Annotated in this window: 17 protein-coding genes; 3 read left to right on the forward strand and 14 right to left on the reverse strand. The window is 60.2% G+C overall.

Going from position 1 to position 15735, the window contains the following annotated elements:
* From KKQ10_RS20700 to KKQ10_RS20710, 3 genes are read right to left on the reverse strand one after another with little or no spacing between them, the layout of a single operon-like run.
* On the reverse strand, window positions 1-714 hold the full coding sequence (locus KKQ10_RS20700) for a PilW family protein (RefSeq protein WP_215502150.1): 714 nt from the start codon (window positions 712-714) through the stop codon (window positions 1-3).
* Window positions 711-1160: a type IV pilus modification protein PilV gene (gene pilV, locus KKQ10_RS20705; RefSeq protein WP_215502151.1), complete on the reverse strand. Its 450-nt coding sequence runs from the start codon at window positions 1158-1160 to the stop codon at window positions 711-713. The genes KKQ10_RS20700 and pilV overlap by 4 nt, the downstream gene beginning before the upstream one ends.
* On the reverse strand, window positions 1157-1630 hold the full coding sequence (locus KKQ10_RS20710) for a GspH/FimT family pseudopilin (protein WP_215502152.1): 474 nt from the start codon (window positions 1628-1630) through the stop codon (window positions 1157-1159). The genes pilV and KKQ10_RS20710 overlap by 4 nt, the downstream gene beginning before the upstream one ends.
* Window positions 1631-1760: 130 nt before the next feature.
* Between KKQ10_RS20710 and KKQ10_RS20715 the strand changes: the two genes are divergently transcribed.
* Window positions 1761-2330, forward strand: coding sequence for a GspH/FimT family pseudopilin (locus tag KKQ10_RS20715; RefSeq protein WP_215502153.1), 570 nt, complete (start codon window positions 1761-1763; stop codon window positions 2328-2330).
* On the opposite strand, the gene ispH is transcribed toward KKQ10_RS20715, so the two are convergent.
* The 6 genes from ispH to murJ form a co-directional block, all read right to left on the reverse strand.
* On the reverse strand, window positions 2287-3231 hold the full coding sequence (ispH, locus tag KKQ10_RS20720; protein ID WP_215502154.1) for a 4-hydroxy-3-methylbut-2-enyl diphosphate reductase: 945 nt from the start codon (window positions 3229-3231) through the stop codon (window positions 2287-2289). The two genes, KKQ10_RS20715 and ispH, sit on opposite strands and share 44 nt — an antisense overlap.
* Before the next feature lie 209 nt (window positions 3232-3440).
* Window positions 3441-3878 (reverse strand): FKBP-type peptidyl-prolyl cis-trans isomerase, encoded by a 438-nt coding sequence (gene fkpB, locus KKQ10_RS20725; protein WP_215502265.1) that lies wholly within the window; start codon window positions 3876-3878, stop codon window positions 3441-3443.
* A 7-nt stretch (window positions 3879-3885) separates the two neighbouring features.
* Window positions 3886-4398 carry a signal peptidase II gene (lspA, locus tag KKQ10_RS20730; protein WP_127651939.1) on the reverse strand — a complete coding sequence of 171 codons (513 nt, stop codon included), beginning with the start codon at window positions 4396-4398 and terminating at the stop codon, window positions 3886-3888.
* A complete protein-coding gene (ileS, locus tag KKQ10_RS20735; RefSeq protein WP_215502155.1) occupies window positions 4391-7222 on the reverse strand; it encodes an isoleucine--tRNA ligase in 2832 nt (943 codons plus the stop codon). Before ileS ends, lspA begins: the two co-directional genes overlap by 8 nt.
* A 13-nt stretch (window positions 7223-7235) precedes the next feature.
* A complete protein-coding gene (gene ribF / locus KKQ10_RS20740; protein ID WP_003228347.1) occupies window positions 7236-8174 on the reverse strand; it encodes a bifunctional riboflavin kinase/FAD synthetase in 939 nt (312 codons plus the stop codon).
* 129 nt (window positions 8175-8303) lie between these two features.
* Complete coding sequence (gene murJ, locus KKQ10_RS20745) at window positions 8304-9842, reverse strand: murein biosynthesis integral membrane protein MurJ (RefSeq protein WP_215502156.1); 1539 nt, start codon at window positions 9840-9842, stop codon at window positions 8304-8306.
* A 252-nt stretch (window positions 9843-10094) separates the two neighbouring features.
* On the opposite strand from murJ, the gene rpsT reads away from it, so the two are divergent.
* Window positions 10095-10367 carry a 30S ribosomal protein S20 gene (gene rpsT, locus KKQ10_RS20750; RefSeq protein ID WP_003228351.1) on the forward strand — a complete coding sequence of 91 codons (273 nt, stop codon included), beginning with the start codon at window positions 10095-10097 and terminating at the stop codon, window positions 10365-10367.
* Between the two features lie 181 nt (window positions 10368-10548).
* Here the strand turns inward: rpsT and KKQ10_RS20755 are convergent, their stop codons facing one another.
* The 5 genes from KKQ10_RS20755 to rplU form a co-directional block, all read right to left on the reverse strand.
* Window positions 10549-11016: a CreA family protein gene (locus KKQ10_RS20755; protein WP_025108784.1), complete on the reverse strand. Its 468-nt coding sequence runs from the start codon at window positions 11014-11016 to the stop codon at window positions 10549-10551.
* A gap of 12 nt (window positions 11017-11028) precedes the next feature.
* Complete coding sequence (gene proB, locus KKQ10_RS20760; protein ID WP_215502157.1) at window positions 11029-12147, reverse strand: glutamate 5-kinase; 1119 nt, start codon at window positions 12145-12147, stop codon at window positions 11029-11031.
* Window positions 12148-12345: 198 nt separating this feature from the next.
* The gene (cgtA, locus tag KKQ10_RS20765) at window positions 12346-13569 is read right to left on the reverse strand and encodes an Obg family GTPase CgtA (RefSeq protein WP_064589260.1); all 1224 of its coding nucleotides are present in this window, start codon (window positions 13567-13569) and stop codon (window positions 12346-12348) included.
* 194 nt (window positions 13570-13763) lie between these two features.
* The gene (gene rpmA, locus KKQ10_RS20770) at window positions 13764-14021 is read right to left on the reverse strand and encodes a 50S ribosomal protein L27 (RefSeq protein WP_003228360.1); all 258 of its coding nucleotides are present in this window, start codon (window positions 14019-14021) and stop codon (window positions 13764-13766) included.
* A gap of 35 nt (window positions 14022-14056) precedes the next feature.
* Window positions 14057-14368 (reverse strand): 50S ribosomal protein L21, encoded by a 312-nt coding sequence (rplU, locus tag KKQ10_RS20775; RefSeq protein ID WP_003228361.1) that lies wholly within the window; start codon window positions 14366-14368, stop codon window positions 14057-14059.
* 241 nt (window positions 14369-14609) lie between these two features.
* Between rplU and KKQ10_RS20780 the strand changes: the two genes are divergently transcribed.
* Window positions 14610-15578: a polyprenyl synthetase family protein gene (locus KKQ10_RS20780; protein WP_215502158.1), complete on the forward strand. Its 969-nt coding sequence runs from the start codon at window positions 14610-14612 to the stop codon at window positions 15576-15578.
* Window positions 15579-15735 lie beyond the last annotated feature (157 nt).

Consider the following 15735-nt stretch of genomic DNA (forward strand, 5'->3'; position numbering starts at 1 on the left):
TCACTGCAAGCGGTTGCGCAACGCGGCAACCACGTTGAAGGTTTGATTGGCCACCCGATTGTTCGGGTCGGTGAGGGTCAGGCTCAGGCGCACACTGCGGATGCGCGCCGGATCGCTGGGGTTGCTGCTGTAAGAGGACGCCGCGACATCGGTGGCGGAGGTGGCCAGACCGAAAGTGACGGTGAACGCGCTGACGTTGTTCACCAACACTTGCTGGGCCGGGGTGCCGCTGCCGGTGCCCATGAGGATCTGGTTGTTGCTGAAGCTGTAGATCAGGCGGCGGATCGGAAAGGCGATCTGCCCGCTCGCTGCCGCGCGCAACCCGGTATACGCCGTGGCGCTGTTGCGGCAATCGGAGACCACCGTCCAGGTCGGGGTGCCGCCATTGCCGCCGACGTCGGCGGTAACCAGGGTCAGCTTGAGGTTGCTGTTGTCCCAACTGATCGGAGTGATCTGCGCTGTATTGAAATCCCCTGCGGAACTCGCATCGTTAATGCTGCCAAGGCAGCCGAACATGCCGACCATGCGCAGTTCCTGAATCATCTTGCTCAGCACAAAACGTGCGTCTTCCTGCATCGCCGCAGCCGTATTCTGGCTGACGTAGGTGTTTTTCGCGGCGAGGAACGTCTGTACCACTCCCAGTACGATGATCAGCCCGAGCGCTAAAGCGATGAGCATTTCGATCAGGCCGAAACCACGGTTGTAGTACTTCATGGCGTGGCCACCGGATCGACCGCAGCGCGACTCCTCAGAACGAAGCTGCGTGTGGTGCCGGGAGCATTCGCGGCTCGCGAGTCATTCCAGTTGATGGTGATGGTGTACACCCGCTGATTGAGGGTGATCGTGCCGGTGGCCGTCGGCCCGCCGAAATTGACGATGTTGGTGGTGAAGTCGTAGAGGTCCTGATCGCGGGCGACACTGAGGTTGCCCGAGGTCGGCGGCGTGACCGTGTAATCAGCGGCGGCGTTGGCCCGGATGCGGTCCATCATGTCGTAGGCGATGAAACTGGCCTGGCTGGTCATCCGTGAACTGTCGGTGTACTTCAGTGCATTGAGCTGCACGGCTGCCGCGCCCAATATGCCGACAGTCAGAATCAGCAACGCGACCAGCACCTCGATCAGCGACATGCCTTCCTGTGCCTGTTTACTCCCTGCCCTCATCCGCAACTTCCACCCAATTGAATTCGTCCGTTCAGACACACGTTCAGCGTCCTGCTTTGCGTTCCCAGCACGTAACTGATGACCACCGCCGTCGACGGGGCCGCCAGACCGCCCAGATTGTTGAAATCCAGTGCGGTGACTCCTGAGGGTAGCGTCAGAGTCGCGCCGCTGCTCATCGCCGGAACAACCCGCAATACATTGGCCGGAGTGCCAGTACCGTCGTAGACCGACAACTCGCCGGTCCACACGCTGCCACCGGCGCTCGGTCGCAGCCGCGTGGTCACGCCGCGGTCGATCGCCTCCAGCCGCGCATAGTTGATCGCCCGTTGCAGATCGCCCATTTCGGTGTCGGCCTTGCTGCTCTGGATCGAACGGGTGAAGCCCGGCACCGCCAGGGTGATAAGGATCACCAGCACGGCGACCGCAGCCAACAACTCGGGCAGCGTGAAACCTTTTGTACGATGATTCATCGATGCCCTCCGTTGCCGTCGGCTATACCTGCCTCTACAAACTAGAACATTCAACCGGCCCGCGTCGGTTGATTTGCCCTGCCCGGCGCAAGGATCGCGCCTGGCCTCATGCTTCAGGGAGGAAGTGCTCATGCCGCAGCAGGGTTTCAGTCTGATTGAATTGCTTATGGGACTGGCGATTGGCGCGATTGTTCTGGCGCTGGTCAGTCCGGCGTTTGCCGCCTTCACCGAATCGACTCAGCGCGAGCAGGCAGCCCAGTCTTTACTCGACGGGATTCGCAACGCTCGCACGCAGGCCATCACGCGCAATGAGAGCGTGGTGATTCACGGCATCAACGGCGACTGGAGTCAGGGCTGGCGGATCATTCTGGATATCAGCGGCAAGGGGTCGCAGGACAGCGACAATCCACTGCTACAGGAGCAGACGAGTGCTGCGCGGGTACCGATTGTCGGCAATTGGGCGGTCAGTCGTTACGTGCGGTTCAGCAGTCTGGGGCAACCGCTGATGCCCGGGCGGGCATTTCAGGCTGGGACACTACATCTGTGTTCGGCACACGAGCCGGTCAGCCAGCTCCAAGTGGTGCTGGCGGCGACCGGTCGAGTGCGCCTGACCCGAGAAAAGACCGGGCAGGCGCTATGCGAGAAAGCGAAAAGCGTTAAATCGAGCGGACGCGCAGCTCTTTCGGCATCGAGAACGTAATGTTCTCCTCGCGTCCGGCCAGCTCATCGGCACCGGTCGCGCCCCACGCCTGCAATTGCTGGATCACGCCGCGCACCAGCACTTCCGGCGCAGAAGCGCCGGCGGTGATGCCGATACGCTCAACCCCGTCGAACCAGCTCTTTTGCAGGTCTTCGGCGCCGTCGATCAGGTAAGCCGGCGTGGCCATGCGTTCGGCCAGTTCACGCAGACGATTGGAGTTGGAGCTGTTCGGGCTGCCCACCACCAACACCACGTCGCATTCGTCGGCCAGTTGCTTGACCGCGTCCTGACGGTTTTGCGTGGCGTAGCAGATGTCGTCCTTGCGCGGGCCGCCGATGGCCGGGAAACGCGTGCGCAGGGCATCGATCACGCGACTGGTGTCGTCCATCGACAGGGTGGTCTGGGTCACGAAGGCCAGCTTGTCCGGGTTCTTCACCTGCAGCTCGGCGACATCCTTCTCGTCTTCGACGAGGTAGATCGCACCACCATTGCTGCCGTCGTACTGGCCCATGGTGCCTTCGACTTCCGGGTGACCGGCGTGGCCGATCAGGATGCACTCACGGCCGTCGCGGCTGTATTTCGCGACTTCGATGTGCACCTTGGTCACCAGCGGGCAAGTGGCATCGAACACTTTCAGGCCACGGCCGGCGGCTTCGGTACGCACCGCTTGAGAGACGCCATGGGCACTGAAAATGACGATGACGTCGTCCGGCACCTGATCCAGTTCTTCGACGAAGATCGCGCCACGGCTGCGCAGGTCTTCGACGACGAACTTGTTGTGCACCACTTCATGGCGCACGTAGATCGGCGGCCCGAAGACTTCCAGGGCGCGGTTGACGATTTCGATCGCCCGGTCCACGCCGGCGCAGAAGCCACGGGGGTTGGCGAGTTTGATTTGCATGCTGTGCCTCGTGTCTTGCGCGCGAAAAAACAGTGAATAACTACTGTGGGAGCAGACCCGTTGTGACGAGGGGGCTTGCCCCCGTTCGATTGCGCAGCAATCGTAAATCGATCACCACTATCTCATTCAAGATCGAGGTGGATCATTTCAGGGGCACTGCGCGCCCCAACGGGGGCAAGCCCCCTCGCCACAAAGGCTCCCGTGTACTTTTACAGCGCTTTGACGTTGATGATCTCGACGTCAAAGGTCAGCGTCTTGCCGGCCAGCGGGTGGTTGAAGTCGACGGTCACTTGCGCGTCGTCGAATTCTTTCACCACACCCGGCAGCTCAGTATTGGCCGCATCGTTGAAGATCACCAGCAAACCCGGTGACAGCTCCATGTCGGCAAACTGCGAGCGCGGGATGATCTGCACGTTTTGCGGGTTCGGCTGGCCGAAGGCGTTTTCCGGCTCGACGGTCAGCGTGCGCTTGTCGCCAGCCTTGAAGCCGAACAGTGCCGCTTCGAAACCCGGCAGCAGGTTGCCGTCGCCGACCTTGAAGGTCGCCGGAGCTTTGTCGAACGTGCTGTCGACCGTGTCGCCGTTCTCCAGGCGCAGTGCGAAGTGCAACGTGACTTCCGTGTTCTGACCGATGCGTTGCTCAGCCAATACTTGTTCAGTCATGAACGGCTTCTCCGGTTTTCTTGGTTTTGAACATGTCCAGTGCCAGCATCACCGCGCCAACGGTGATGGCGCTGTCGGCAAAGTTGAACGCCGGGAAATACCAGCGGTTCTGCCAGTGCACCAGAATGAAGTCGATCACATGGCCCAAGGCAATGCGGTCATACAGATTGCCCAGCGCGCCACCCAGCACCAGCGCCAGAGCGATGGCCAGCCAGGTATCGTTGCGACCCAGACGTTTGAGCCAGACCACCAGCACCGCACTGACCACGATCGCGATCAGGGCGAACAGCCAGCGCTGCCAGCCGGAGCTGTCGGCCAGGAAGCTGAACGCCGCGCCGGTGTTGTAGGCCAGGGTCCAGCTGAAGTAATCAGGAATGATCACGATCTGCTGGAACATTTCGAGCCTGTTTTCGAAGTAGAACTTGCTGGCCTGGTCGATGACCAGAACCAGCAAACTCAACCAGAGCCAGCTCAACCGTCCGAAACGGCCAACGGCATTAGGCATAGTGACGAACCTCGCCGGCGCCGCTGATGTTGTCGACGCAACGACCGCAGATTTCCGGATGCTCCGGGTTCACGCCGACGTCTTCACGGCAGTGCCAGCAACGGGCGCATTTCGGGAAGGCCGATTTGACGATCTTCAGTTTCAGGCCGCTGACTTCGGTGACGACCGCGTCTGCAGGTGCCTGAACGAAAGGCGCCACGCTGGCGGTCGAAGTGATCAGTACAAAGCGCAACTCGTTGCTCAGCTTGGCCAGATCGGCGCTCAGGGCGTCTTCGGCGAACAGCGTCACTTCGGCTTGCAAGTTGCCACCGACGGCTTTGGCCGCGCGCTGGATTTCCATCTCTTTGTTGACCGCAACTTTCACTTCCATGATGCGATCCCAATAGGCGCGACCCAACTCGAAGCCTTCCGGCAGCTCGGTCAGACCTTCATACCAGGTGTTGAGCATCACCGACTCGTTGCGCTCGCCCGGCAGGTACTGCCACAGCTCGTCGGCGGTGAACGCCAGGATCGGTGCGATCCAGCGCACCAGCGCTTCGCAGATGTGGAACAGCGCGGTCTGGCACGAGCGGCGCGCCTTGCTGTCGGCGCCGGTGGTGTACTGGCGATCCTTGATGATGTCGAGGTAGAAACCACCCAGCTCCTGCACGCAGAAGTTGTGGATCTTGGAGTAGACGTTCCAGAAACGGTATTCGCCGTAGTGCTCTTGCAACTCGCGTTGCAGCAGCAGGGTACGGTCCACGGCCCAGCGATCCAGCGCGAGCATGTCTTCAGCCGGCAGCAGGTCGGTGGCCGGGTTGAAACCGGTCAGGTTGGAAAGCAGGAAACGCGCGGTATTACGGATGCGACGATAGGCGTCCGCGCTGCGTTGCAGAATCTGCTCGGACACGGCCATTTCGCCGGAGTAGTCGGTCGAAGCGACCCACAGACGCATGATGTCGGCGCCCAGGGTGTCGTTGACTTTTTGCGGCGCGATCACGTTGCCCAGCGACTTGGACATCTTGCGGCCGGACTCGTCGACGGTGAAACCGTGGGTCAGCAGCTCGCGGTACGGCGCGTGGTTGTCGATGGCGCAACCGGTCAACAGCGACGAGTGGAACCAGCCGCGGTGTTGGTCGGAACCTTCCAGGTACAGGTCGGCGCGCGGGCCAGTCTCGTGACCCATCGGGTGCGAACCGCGCAGCACGTGCCAGTGGGTGGTGCCCGAGTCGAACCAGACGTCGAGGGTGTCGCTGATCTTGTCGTACAGCGGCGCTTCGTCGCCCAGCAGTTCGGCGGCGTCGAGCTTGAACCAGGCTTCGATGCCTTCGACTTCAACGCGCTTGGCAACTTCTTCCATCAGCTCGACGGTGCGTGGGTGCAGCTCGCCGCTTTCCTTGTTGAGGAAGAACGGGATCGGCACGCCCCAGTTGCGCTGACGGGAGATGCACCAGTCCGGACGGTTGGCGATCATCGAATGCAGGCGCGCCTGGCCCCAGGCCGGAACGAACTTGGTGTCTTCGATGGCTTTGAGCGAGCGCACGCGCAGGGTGTCGCCGCTGACCGGCTCTTTGTCCATGCCGATGAACCACTGCGCGGTCGCGCGGTAGATCAGCGGGGTCTTGTGGCGCCAGCAGTGCATGTAGCTGTGTTCGATGACGGTGGTGTGCATCAGCGCACCGACTTCGGTCAGCTTGTCGACGATGGCCGGGTTGGCTTTCCAGATGAACTGGCCGCCAAAGAATTCCAGCGACGGCGCGTACACGCCGTTGCTTTGCACCGGGTTGAGGATGTCGTCGTTGACCATGCCGTACTTCTTGCAGGTCACGAAGTCGTCCACACCGTAAGCCGGGGCGGAGTGAACCACACCGGTGCCGGCGCCCAGTTCCACGTAGTCGGCCAGGTACACCGGCGACAGACGGTCGTAGAACGGGTGACGGAAGTTGATCAGCTCCAGCGCTGAACCTGGCGCGGTGGCCAGCACGGTGCCTTCAACGCCGTAACGGGACAGGCAGGACTCGACCAGCTCTTCAGCCAGGACCAGCAGCTTGTCGCCGATATCAACCAGTGCGTAGTTGAATTCCGGGTGAACGTTCAGCGCCTGGTTGGCCGGGATGGTCCACGGGGTGGTGGTCCAGATCACGATCGAGGCAGGCTTGCCCAGCGACGGCAGACCGAACGCGGCGGCCAGTTTGGCCTCGTCAGCGATCGGGAAGGCAACGTCGATGGTCGAGGACTTCTTGTTCTCGTACTCGACTTCCGCTTCGGCCAGGGCCGAACCGCAGTCGAAGCACCAGTTCACAGGCTTGAGGCCCTTGAACACGAAACCGCCCTTGACGATTTCGGCGAGGGCACGGATTTCACCGGCCTCGTTCTTGAAGTCCATGGTCTTGTACGGGTTGGCGAAGTCGCCCAGCACGCCGAGTCGGATGAACTCGGTCTTCTGCCCTTCGATCTGCTCGGTAGCGTAGGCACGGCACAGCTCGCGGGTCTTGTCCGCGCCCAGGTTCTTGCCGTGGGTCACTTCAACCTTGTGCTCGATCGGCAGGCCGTGGCAGTCCCAGCCCGGAACATACGGCGCGTCGAAGCCCGACAGGGTCTTCGAGCGGATGATCATGTCCTTGAGAATCTTGTTCAGTGCGTGACCGATGTGGATCGTGCCGTTGGCGTACGGAGGGCCGTCGTGCAGGACGAACTTCGGACGATCCTTGCCAATCTCGCGCAACTTTCCGTACAGGCCAATACTGTCCCAGCGCTGCAGGATCTGCGGTTCGCGCTGTGGCAGGCCGGCCTTCATTGGGAAGGCGGTGTCCGGAAGGTTTAGCGTGGCTTTATAGTCGGTCATTTAAGGCTCTTCATTAGCGATGGGCGCTAGGTGCGGCTAGTGCACGGGCGGCGGCGACATCCGCGTTGATCGCCGTTTTCAGTGCCTCCAGAGAGGCGAAACGCTGCTCTTCACGCAGCTTTTGGTGGAAAACCACCGTCAGACGCCGGTCATACAGATCGCCGGCAAAATCCAATAGGTGAACTTCAAGGTGGGCTTTGCCATCACCTTGCACCGTGGGCCGTACGCCGATGTTGGCGACGCCGGGCCAGGTCTTGCCGTCGATGTCCACATCCACCAGATAAACCCCGGTGAACGGCACGCGACGACGCTTGAGTTGAATGTTGGCAGTGGGCGTCCCCAGTTGCCGGGCCAGCTTCTGACCGTGCAGCACGCGACCGGCGATCCGGTACGGGCGGCCGAGCAGGCGTTCGGCCAAAGCAAAATCGGCGGCGGCCAACGCGTTGCGCACCTGGGTGCTGCTGACGCGAATGCCGTCCAGCTCGACGGTTTGCGCGGCTTCCACGGTAAAACCATGGACTTGTCCGGCCTGCAGCAGAAAATCGAAATCGCCGAGGCGGTCGCAGCCAAAGCGGAAATCGTCACCGACTTCCAGATGCTGCACGCCGAGGCCATCCACCAGGATGGTATCGACGAACTCACTGGCGCTGAGCTTGCTCAGGCGCTGGTTGAACGCCAGGCACAGAACCCGGTCGACACCTTCGGCGGCCAGCAGTTGCAGCTTGTCGCGCAACCGGGCCAGACGTGCCGGCGCGGTCTCGGGAGCAAAGAATTCCCGCGGCTGCGGCTCGAAAATCACCACGCAGCTGGGTACGCCCAACTCGAGCGCACGCTCACGCAGTCGGGCCAGGATAGCCTGGTGACCACGGTGAACACCGTCAAAGTTGCCAATAGTGGCGACGCAGCCCCGATGCTGGGGGCGCAAGTTGTGGAGGCCTCGAACCAGCTGCATAACGCGCTTCTTGCTCATAAAGTGGTCGATTATAACCACACCCGACGGTCGACGACAGGCAACACCGTAACGCAAAGTGATCGAGCCGACAAAACTGCCGGCCCGTGCCCGCCCATAAAGGCTGAAACCTCAGCTCAAGGCCTTGCGATTGAAGTCTCGCAGGCGAAAGCCCAGCAGCAGCAACATGCCGAAGTACGCCACCACACCAGCAACCACCAGCGCACCGAGACGCAGGAAACGTTCCAGCATGTGCCCCTGATCCCAGGCCGGCATGAAATGCATGCCGAGCAGTAACACCGCCGACATCACTGACACCGCCACCACCAGCTTGAAGCCGAACGTGTACCAGCCCGGTTGCGGCTGATACATCTTTTGCTTGCGCAGCTGATAGAACAGCAGCCCGGCATTGAGGCAGGCACCGGCACTGATCGCCAGCGCCAGACCGGCGTGAGCCAGCGGACCGATCAATACCAGGTTGAACAGTTGAGTGACGATCAGGGTGAAAATTGCGATTTTTACCGGGGTACGAATGTTCTGTTGCGCATAAAAGCCCGGCGCCAGCACCTTGATCACGATAATCCCCAGCAGGCCGACAGAATAGGCAATCAGCGCACGCTGGGTCATGGACGCATCAAACGCGCTGAACTGACCGTACTGAAACAATGAAACCGTCAGCGGCTCGGCAAGAATCCCCAGTGCCAGCGCACACGGCAGCACCAGCACGAAGCACAGGCGCAGGCCCCAGTCGAGAATCCGCGAATACTCGTGGCGATCCTTGCTGGCGTAGGTTTTGGCCAGAGTCGGCAGCAGGATCGTGCCCAGCGCCACGCCGAGTACGCCAGACGGCAACTCCATCAAGCGGTCGGCGTAATACATCCACGACACCGAACCGGCCACCAGAAACGAAGCGAAGATGGTGTTGATGATCAACGAAATCTGGCTGACCGAGACGCCGATGATCGCCGGCAGCATCTGTTTCATCACCCGCCATACGCCGCTATCGCGCAGGTTCAGGCGTGGCAGCACCAACATGCCGATCTTTTTCAGGTGCGGCAGTTGATAGAGCAACTGCGCCAGCCCACCCACCAGTACCGCCCAGCCAAGGGCCATGACCGGCGGATCGAAATATGGCGTCAGGAACAGCGAGAACACGATCATGCTGACGTTAAGCAGGGTCGGCACGAACGCTGGCACCGAGAAGCGGTTCCAGGTATTGAGAATCGCCCCGGCCAGCGACGACAGGGAGATCAGCAATATATAAGGGAACGTCACCCGCAGCAGATCGGAGGTGAGCTGGAATTTTTCCGGTGTGTCGGCAAATCCCGGTGCCGTGGCCCAGATCACCCAAGGCGCGGCGATCATGCCCAGCGCAGTGACCAGTGCCAGCACCAAGGTCAGCAGACCGGAAACATAGGCAATAAAAGTACGGGTCGCCTCTTCGCCCTTCTGACTTTTGTATTCCGCCAGAATCGGCACAAATGCCTGGGAGAACGCGCCCTCGGCGAAAATTCGCCGCAACAGGTTGGGCAGTTTGAAGGCGATAAAGAAGGCATCAGTCGCCATCCCGGCGCCGAATGTGCGAGCGATGAGCGTGTCACGAACAAAGCCCAAAATACGGGAAAGCATCGTGATAGAGCTGACGGCGGCCAACGATTTGAGCAGATTCATTGAGGAAATCAGGGCCTTTCGATAAACAGCAGGCGAACAATGCGCCCACTTGTGCGATACTCCGCGCCGCAACAGCACAGAGCCAAAGCTCGCGAGTTTACAGGTCAAGCGCCGGAAATAAATATCCCGCCTCTTTATACCTACCACTTAGCGGAACGATTCAAGTGCCCTTGACAAGACTTCTCTTCATCGGCATGATTCGCGGCCTATTTTGTTTGCTATTTCCTAAAAAGTCTTTCGAGGAGCTCGACGGTGGCCAACTCACCTTCCGCCAAAAAACGTGCAAAACAGGCTGAGAAGCGTCGCAGCCACAACGCCAGCCTGCGTTCCATGGTTCGTACCTACATCAAGAATGTAGTTAAAGCCATCGACGCAAAAGACGCTGAAAAAGCTCAAGCTGCATACGTTCTGGCTGTGCCAGTTATCGACCGTATGGCCGATAAAGGCATCATCCACAAGAACAAGGCTGCTCGTCATAAGAGCCGTCTGAATGGCCACGTCAAGGCACTGAAAGAAGCTGCCTAAGCGACGTAGTCATTAAAAAACCGACCTCAGGGTCGGTTTTTTATTGCCTGCGATTTGATAAACGCAAAGCAAAAAAATGTAGGAGTGAACCTGCTCGCGATAGTGGTTAGTCAGATGTGCATTTGCTGACGGGTACACCAATATCGCGAGCAGGCTCACTCCTACAATTGGTTTTGCGCTGTTATTGCTGGACCGGCACCCACGGCAGGATCGGAATCGCCGTCACCGCATTCTGCGGGCTCCCCTCGATCACGCGATCGCTGTAGACCAGATACACCAGCGTATTGCGCTTCTTGTCGAGGAAACGCACGACCTGCATGGTCTTGAACACCAGCGAAGTGCGCTCCTTGAACACCTCGTCGCCATCCTTCAGCTCGCCCTTGAACTTGATCGGGCCGACCTGACGACAGGCAATGGATGCCTCGGCGCGATCCTCCGCCAGACCCAGACCGCCCTTCACCCCGCCAGTCTTGGCACGCGACAGGTAGCACGTCACGCCGTCGACTTTCGGATCATCGAAAGCCTCGACCACGATCCGGTCATTCGGACCGACGAACTTGAACACCGTCGACACCTGACCGATTTCCTCGGCCGAGGCCAGCAATGGCAACGCCATCAGCAGCCCCAACAATCCTTTTGCCATGCGCATCGCGTTTTTTCCTTAAACCAGAATCAGGTTGTCACGGTGAACCAGCTCCGGCTCAGCCATGTAGCCCAGCACGCCGACAATTGCATCCGACGACTGACCAATGATTTTTTGCGCCTCCAGAGCACTGTAGTTGGCCAGGCCACGGGCGATCTCACGACCATCCGGCGCCACGCAGACCACCATTTCGCCACGGCGGAAACTGCCTTGCACCATCTTCACGCCGACCGGCAGCAGGCTCTTGTTGCCCTGCGACAACGCCGACACCGCCCCCTCATCCAGCACCAGTGTGCCACGGGTTTGCAGATGCCCGGCCAGCCACTGCTTGCGCGCCGCCAGCATGCCGCGCTCAGGCGACAGCAGCGTGCCGATGCGCTCGCCAGCCTTCAGGCGATCGAGCACTCGCTCCAGGCGACCACCGACGATGATGGTATGCGCCCCGGACCGCGCCGCCAGACGCGCCGCACGCAGCTTGGTCTGCATGCCACCGCGACCGAGCGCACCACCGGTGCCGCCCGCCACTGTATCCAGGGCCGGATCATCGGCGCGCGCTTCGTAGATCAGCTGCGCATCCGGATTATTGCGCGGATCGGCGTCAAACATGCCGTCGCGGTCGGTCAGGATTACCAACAGGTCAGCCTCGACCAGGTTGGCCACCAGCGCCGCCAGCGTGTCGTTGTCGCCGAAACGGATTTCGTCAGTCACCACAGTGTCGTTTTCGTTGATCACCGGAATGACCTTCAGCTCGACCAGTGCACGCAGGGTGCTGCGAGCGTTCAAGTAGCGCTTGCGGTCGGACAGGTCGTCGTGAGTCAAAAGAATCTGCGCGGTGTGCAGGCCATGCTCGGCAAAGCTCGATTCCCAGGCCTGCACCAGCCCCATCTGACCGATTGCAGCAGCGGCCTGGAGCTCGTGCATTGCACTGGGTCGTGCAGTCCAGCCCAGGCGGCTCATACCGGCAGCCACTGCGCCGGAAGACACCAGCACCAGCTCGACACCTGCTTCATGCAGGGCCACCATCTGCTCGACCCAGACACCCATCGCCTTGCGATCCAGCCCCTTGCCGTCCGCCGTCAGCAAAGCGCTGCCGATTTTCACGACCCAACGCTGCGCACCTGCCACTTTGCTCCGCATCATCTTCAACCTTAGCTTGAGGGCAGCGCGACCCAGCGCTGCCCGTGACGTTATTCGTGACTACCGTCCAGATACTAAAACGCCGCTCGATTGAGCGGCGCCTTTGTAGCCGGCGTGCGAAGGATCATAACACCGCACCCGACCGCGATCCTCAGCACAGCAAAAGATCGCAGCCTGCGGCAGCTCCTACACAACGAATCAGTCACGCACGTAAATGATTTCCGGACCGTCTTCATCATCCACATCTTCTTCGTCCCAGTCATCGTCGCCGATGTCATGGACCGACTTCACGCCGCTGCGACGCAGGGCACGCTTGTCATCCAGCGCCTGCAACTGTGCACGAGCTTCATCTTCGATGCGCTGATCGAGATCGGCCAGCTCTTCCTTGTACGCAGGGTCGTTAGCCAGGCGATCAGCACGATCTTCCAGATAACGCATGATGTCGCGGGTCAGACGTTCAGTGCCTTCTTTGGCGATGGCCGAGATCACGTAGACCGGACCTTCCCACTGCAGACGCTCAACGATTTCCTTGACGCGCTCTTCGTGCTCCTCTTCGAGGATCTGGTCGCACTTGTTCAGCACCAGCCAGCGATCACGCTCGGCCAGCGACGGGCTGAACTTGACCAGTTCGTTGACGATCACTTCAGCCGCGTCCGGCGCACTGCTGTCATCCAGCGGCGCCATGTCGACGAGGTGCAGCAACAGGCGGGTACGCGCCAAGTGCTTGAGGAAACGAATACCCAGGCCGGCACCGTCGGAAGCACCTTCGATCAAACCCGGAATATCAGCGATGACGAAGCTTTTCCAGCGGTCGACGCTGACCACACCCAGGTTCGGCACCAGCGTGGTGAACGGGTAGTCGGCGACTTTCGGCTTGGCAGCCGAAACCGAACGGATAAAGGTACTTTTGCCGGCGTTCGGCAAGCCCAGCAGACCGACGTCAGCCAGTACTTTCATTTCCAGCTTCAAGTCACGCTGCTCACCCGGTTTACCCGGAGTGGTCTGGCGCGGCGCACGGTTGGTACTGGATTTGAAACGAGTGTTACCCAGACCGTGCCAGCCACCCTGCACCACCATCAGTTTCTGGCCGGCCTTGGTCAGGTCGCCAATCACTTCCTGGGTAGCCGAGTCGATCACGGTGGTACCGACCGGCACGCGCAGGATCAGGTCTTCACCCTTCTTGCCGGTGCAATCGGTACTGCCGCCGTTGGAGCCACGCTCGGCATCGAAGTGCCGGGTGTAACGGTAGTCGACCAGGGTGTTGAGGTTTTCGTCGGCCATCATGTAGATGGAACCGCCGTCACCGCCATCACCGCCGTTCGGGCCGCCGTTTTCAATGAACTTTTCCCGACGGAAACTCATGCAGCCATTGCCGCCGTCGCCTGCTTTTACGCGGATCGATACTTCGTCTACAAACTTCATAACTCAACGCCTCTCGCCATACGGACGAGCCGAAAAACAATCAAGACATAAGACTCTTGCAAAAATGAGCGCAGCGACCCCAAGACACGACCTGCATCGCACGCCGACAGCCCATACAAACAGTTTTGCAAGAGACTCACCCCACAAACGAAAAAGCCCCGTCGCAAGACAGGGCTCTTCCAGCGATCTCGCGATTAAGCCGCGACAACGCTCACGTAACGACGACCGAAGGCGCCTTTTACTTCAAACTTGATCACGCCTTCGATTTTCGCGAAGAGGGTGTGATCTTTACCCATGCCAACGCCGTAGCCAGCGTGGAATTGGGTGCCGCGCTGACGCACGATGATGTTGCCGGCCTTGATGACCTGGCCGCCATACATCTTCACGCCAAGGCGTTTGGCTTCTGAGTCGCGACCGTTACGGGTACTACCACCAGCTTTTTTGTGTGCCATGAGTTCAATTCTCCTAGTGAGGAATTAGGCTGTAATTAAGCCTGAATACCGGTGATTTTGATCTCGGTGAACCACTGGCGGTGGCCCATACGCTTCATGTGGTGCTTACGGCGACGGAACTTGATGATGCGGACTTTATCGTGACGACCTTGGGAGATCACTTCAGCCTTGACGGTTGCGCCAGCAACAACAGGTGCGCCGATGTTCACGTCGTCGCCATTGGCGACCAGCAGAACGCGGTCAAAAGTCACGGATTCGCCAGTAGCGACTTCCAGTTTTTCGATCTTCAGGTATTCACCTTCAGCGACCTTGTATTGCTTACCGCCGGTAACGATTACTGCGTACATGGTATTTCTCCGATAATCCTGCTCACCCAGCTCTTTATAAGAAGAGGTATTGGCTGGCATGGCTGCATGGGGCTGGAACGGCCCAAGTGCAATTGCGTAAGGCAGGTGCTGCCCAGGAAGTTCAGGGTGCGCGATTGTACGCAAGCATCGAGAGTCACGCAAGAGGCCGTCCATCGCGTCTTGACAGGCCCCGGTGGGGGTCCTAGCATGCCGCGCAACCCTTCTGGAGCAACTGTCGCTGATGCAACCCCAAGCTTTCTACCGCGCGGTGGCGGACGATTTTAACGCCGTCGACGGCATCATCAAGAAGCAGCTGACTTCCCGAGTGCCGCTGGTATCGAAAATCGGCGATTACATCACCTCGGCCGGCGGCAAACGCCTGCGTCCTTTATTGGTGCTGCTGTGTGGCAAGGCGCTGGGCCGCGAAGGCGATGACCTGCGTCTGCTGGCCGCCACCATCGAATTCCTGCACACCGCGACCCTGCTGCACGACGACGTGGTCGACATGTCCGGCATGCGCCGCGGCCGTTCGACGGCCAACGCCATGTGGGGCAATGCCCCAAGCGTACTGGTCGGCGACTTCCTGTACTCGCGCTCGTTCGAGATGATGGTCGAACTGGGCTCGATGCCGGTGATGAAGATCCTGTCCCAGGCCACGCGCATCATCGCCGAAGGCGAAGTGCTGCAACTGTCCAAGGTCCGCGACGCCAGCACCACCGAAGAAACCTACATGGAAGTCATCCGCGGCAAGACTGCGATGCTCTTCGAAGCCTCGACCCACAGCGCTGCGGCGCTGGCCGGTGCCACCGCCGAGCAGAGCGAAGCCCTGCGCACCTTCGGTGATCACCTGGGCGTGGCGTTCCAACTGGTCGACGACCTGCTCGACTACAAGGGCGACGCCGAGACCCTGGGCAAGAACGTCGGTGATGATCTGGCTGAAGGCAAGCCGACCCTGCCGCTGATCTACACCATGCGCGAAGGTACGCCTGAGCAAGCTGCGCTGGTACGCCAGGCGATCCAGAAAGGCGGGATCGCAGACCTCGAAAGCATCCGCATTGCCGTGGAAGCCTCGGGTTCGCTGGAGTACACCGCGCAACTGGCCCGCGACTACGTGGCCCGTGCGATCAAGTGCCTCGACGCGCTGCCAGCCAGCGAATACCGCGATGCCCTGGTGGAACTGAGCGAGTTTGCGGTCGCCCGCACGCACTGAAATCGCCAGGCAAAATCAAAAGATCGCAGCCTTCGGCAGCTCCTGCATAAATCACCTGTAGGAGCTGCCGAAGGCTGCGATCTTTTGCTTTCAGCTCCCCACACAAAGAAAACCCTATATAATGTGCGACTTTTAGCGATCCCTCTCCAAGGAGCCC

Source organism: Pseudomonas sp. MG-9, from assembly GCF_018729515.1.
GTDB lineage: Bacteria > Pseudomonadota > Gammaproteobacteria > Pseudomonadales > Pseudomonadaceae > Aquipseudomonas > Aquipseudomonas serboccidentalis.

Excerpts from the sequence above, each read along its gene's own strand:
- ileS (WP_215502155.1), bottom strand. The coding sequence starts at position 7,222 with ATGACCGACTATAAAGCCACGCTAAACCTTCCGGACACCGCCTTCCCA.
- rplU (WP_003228361.1), bottom strand. The coding sequence starts at position 14,368 with ATGTACGCAGTAATCGTTACCGGCGGTAAGCAATACAAGGTCGCTGAA.
- KKQ10_RS20700 (WP_215502150.1), bottom strand. The coding sequence starts at position 714 with ATGAAGTACTACAACCGTGGTTTCGGCCTGATCGAAATGCTCATCGCT.
- KKQ10_RS20755 (WP_025108784.1), bottom strand. The coding sequence starts at position 11,016 with ATGCGCATGGCAAAAGGATTGTTGGGGCTGCTGATGGCGTTGCCATTG.
- lspA (WP_127651939.1), bottom strand. The coding sequence starts at position 4,398 with ATGCCTAATGCCGTTGGCCGTTTCGGACGGTTGAGCTGGCTCTGGTTG.
- KKQ10_RS20715 (WP_215502153.1), top strand. The coding sequence starts at position 1,761 with ATGCCGCAGCAGGGTTTCAGTCTGATTGAATTGCTTATGGGACTGGCG.
- rpmA (WP_003228360.1), bottom strand. The coding sequence starts at position 14,021 with ATGGCACACAAAAAAGCTGGTGGTAGTACCCGTAACGGTCGCGACTCA.
- KKQ10_RS20710 (WP_215502152.1), bottom strand. The coding sequence starts at position 1,630 with ATGAATCATCGTACAAAAGGTTTCACGCTGCCCGAGTTGTTGGCTGCG.
- KKQ10_RS20780 (WP_215502158.1), top strand. The coding sequence starts at position 14,610 with ATGCAACCCCAAGCTTTCTACCGCGCGGTGGCGGACGATTTTAACGCC.
- murJ (WP_215502156.1), bottom strand. The coding sequence starts at position 9,842 with ATGAATCTGCTCAAATCGTTGGCCGCCGTCAGCTCTATCACGATGCTT.
- cgtA (WP_064589260.1), bottom strand. The coding sequence starts at position 13,569 with ATGAAGTTTGTAGACGAAGTATCGATCCGCGTAAAAGCAGGCGACGGC.
- pilV (WP_215502151.1), bottom strand. The coding sequence starts at position 1,160 with ATGAGGGCAGGGAGTAAACAGGCACAGGAAGGCATGTCGCTGATCGAG.
- ribF (WP_003228347.1), bottom strand. The coding sequence starts at position 8,174 with ATGCAGCTGGTTCGAGGCCTCCACAACTTGCGCCCCCAGCATCGGGGC.
- proB (WP_215502157.1), bottom strand. The coding sequence starts at position 12,147 with ATGCGGAGCAAAGTGGCAGGTGCGCAGCGTTGGGTCGTGAAAATCGGC.
- ispH (WP_215502154.1), bottom strand. The coding sequence starts at position 3,231 with ATGCAAATCAAACTCGCCAACCCCCGTGGCTTCTGCGCCGGCGTGGAC.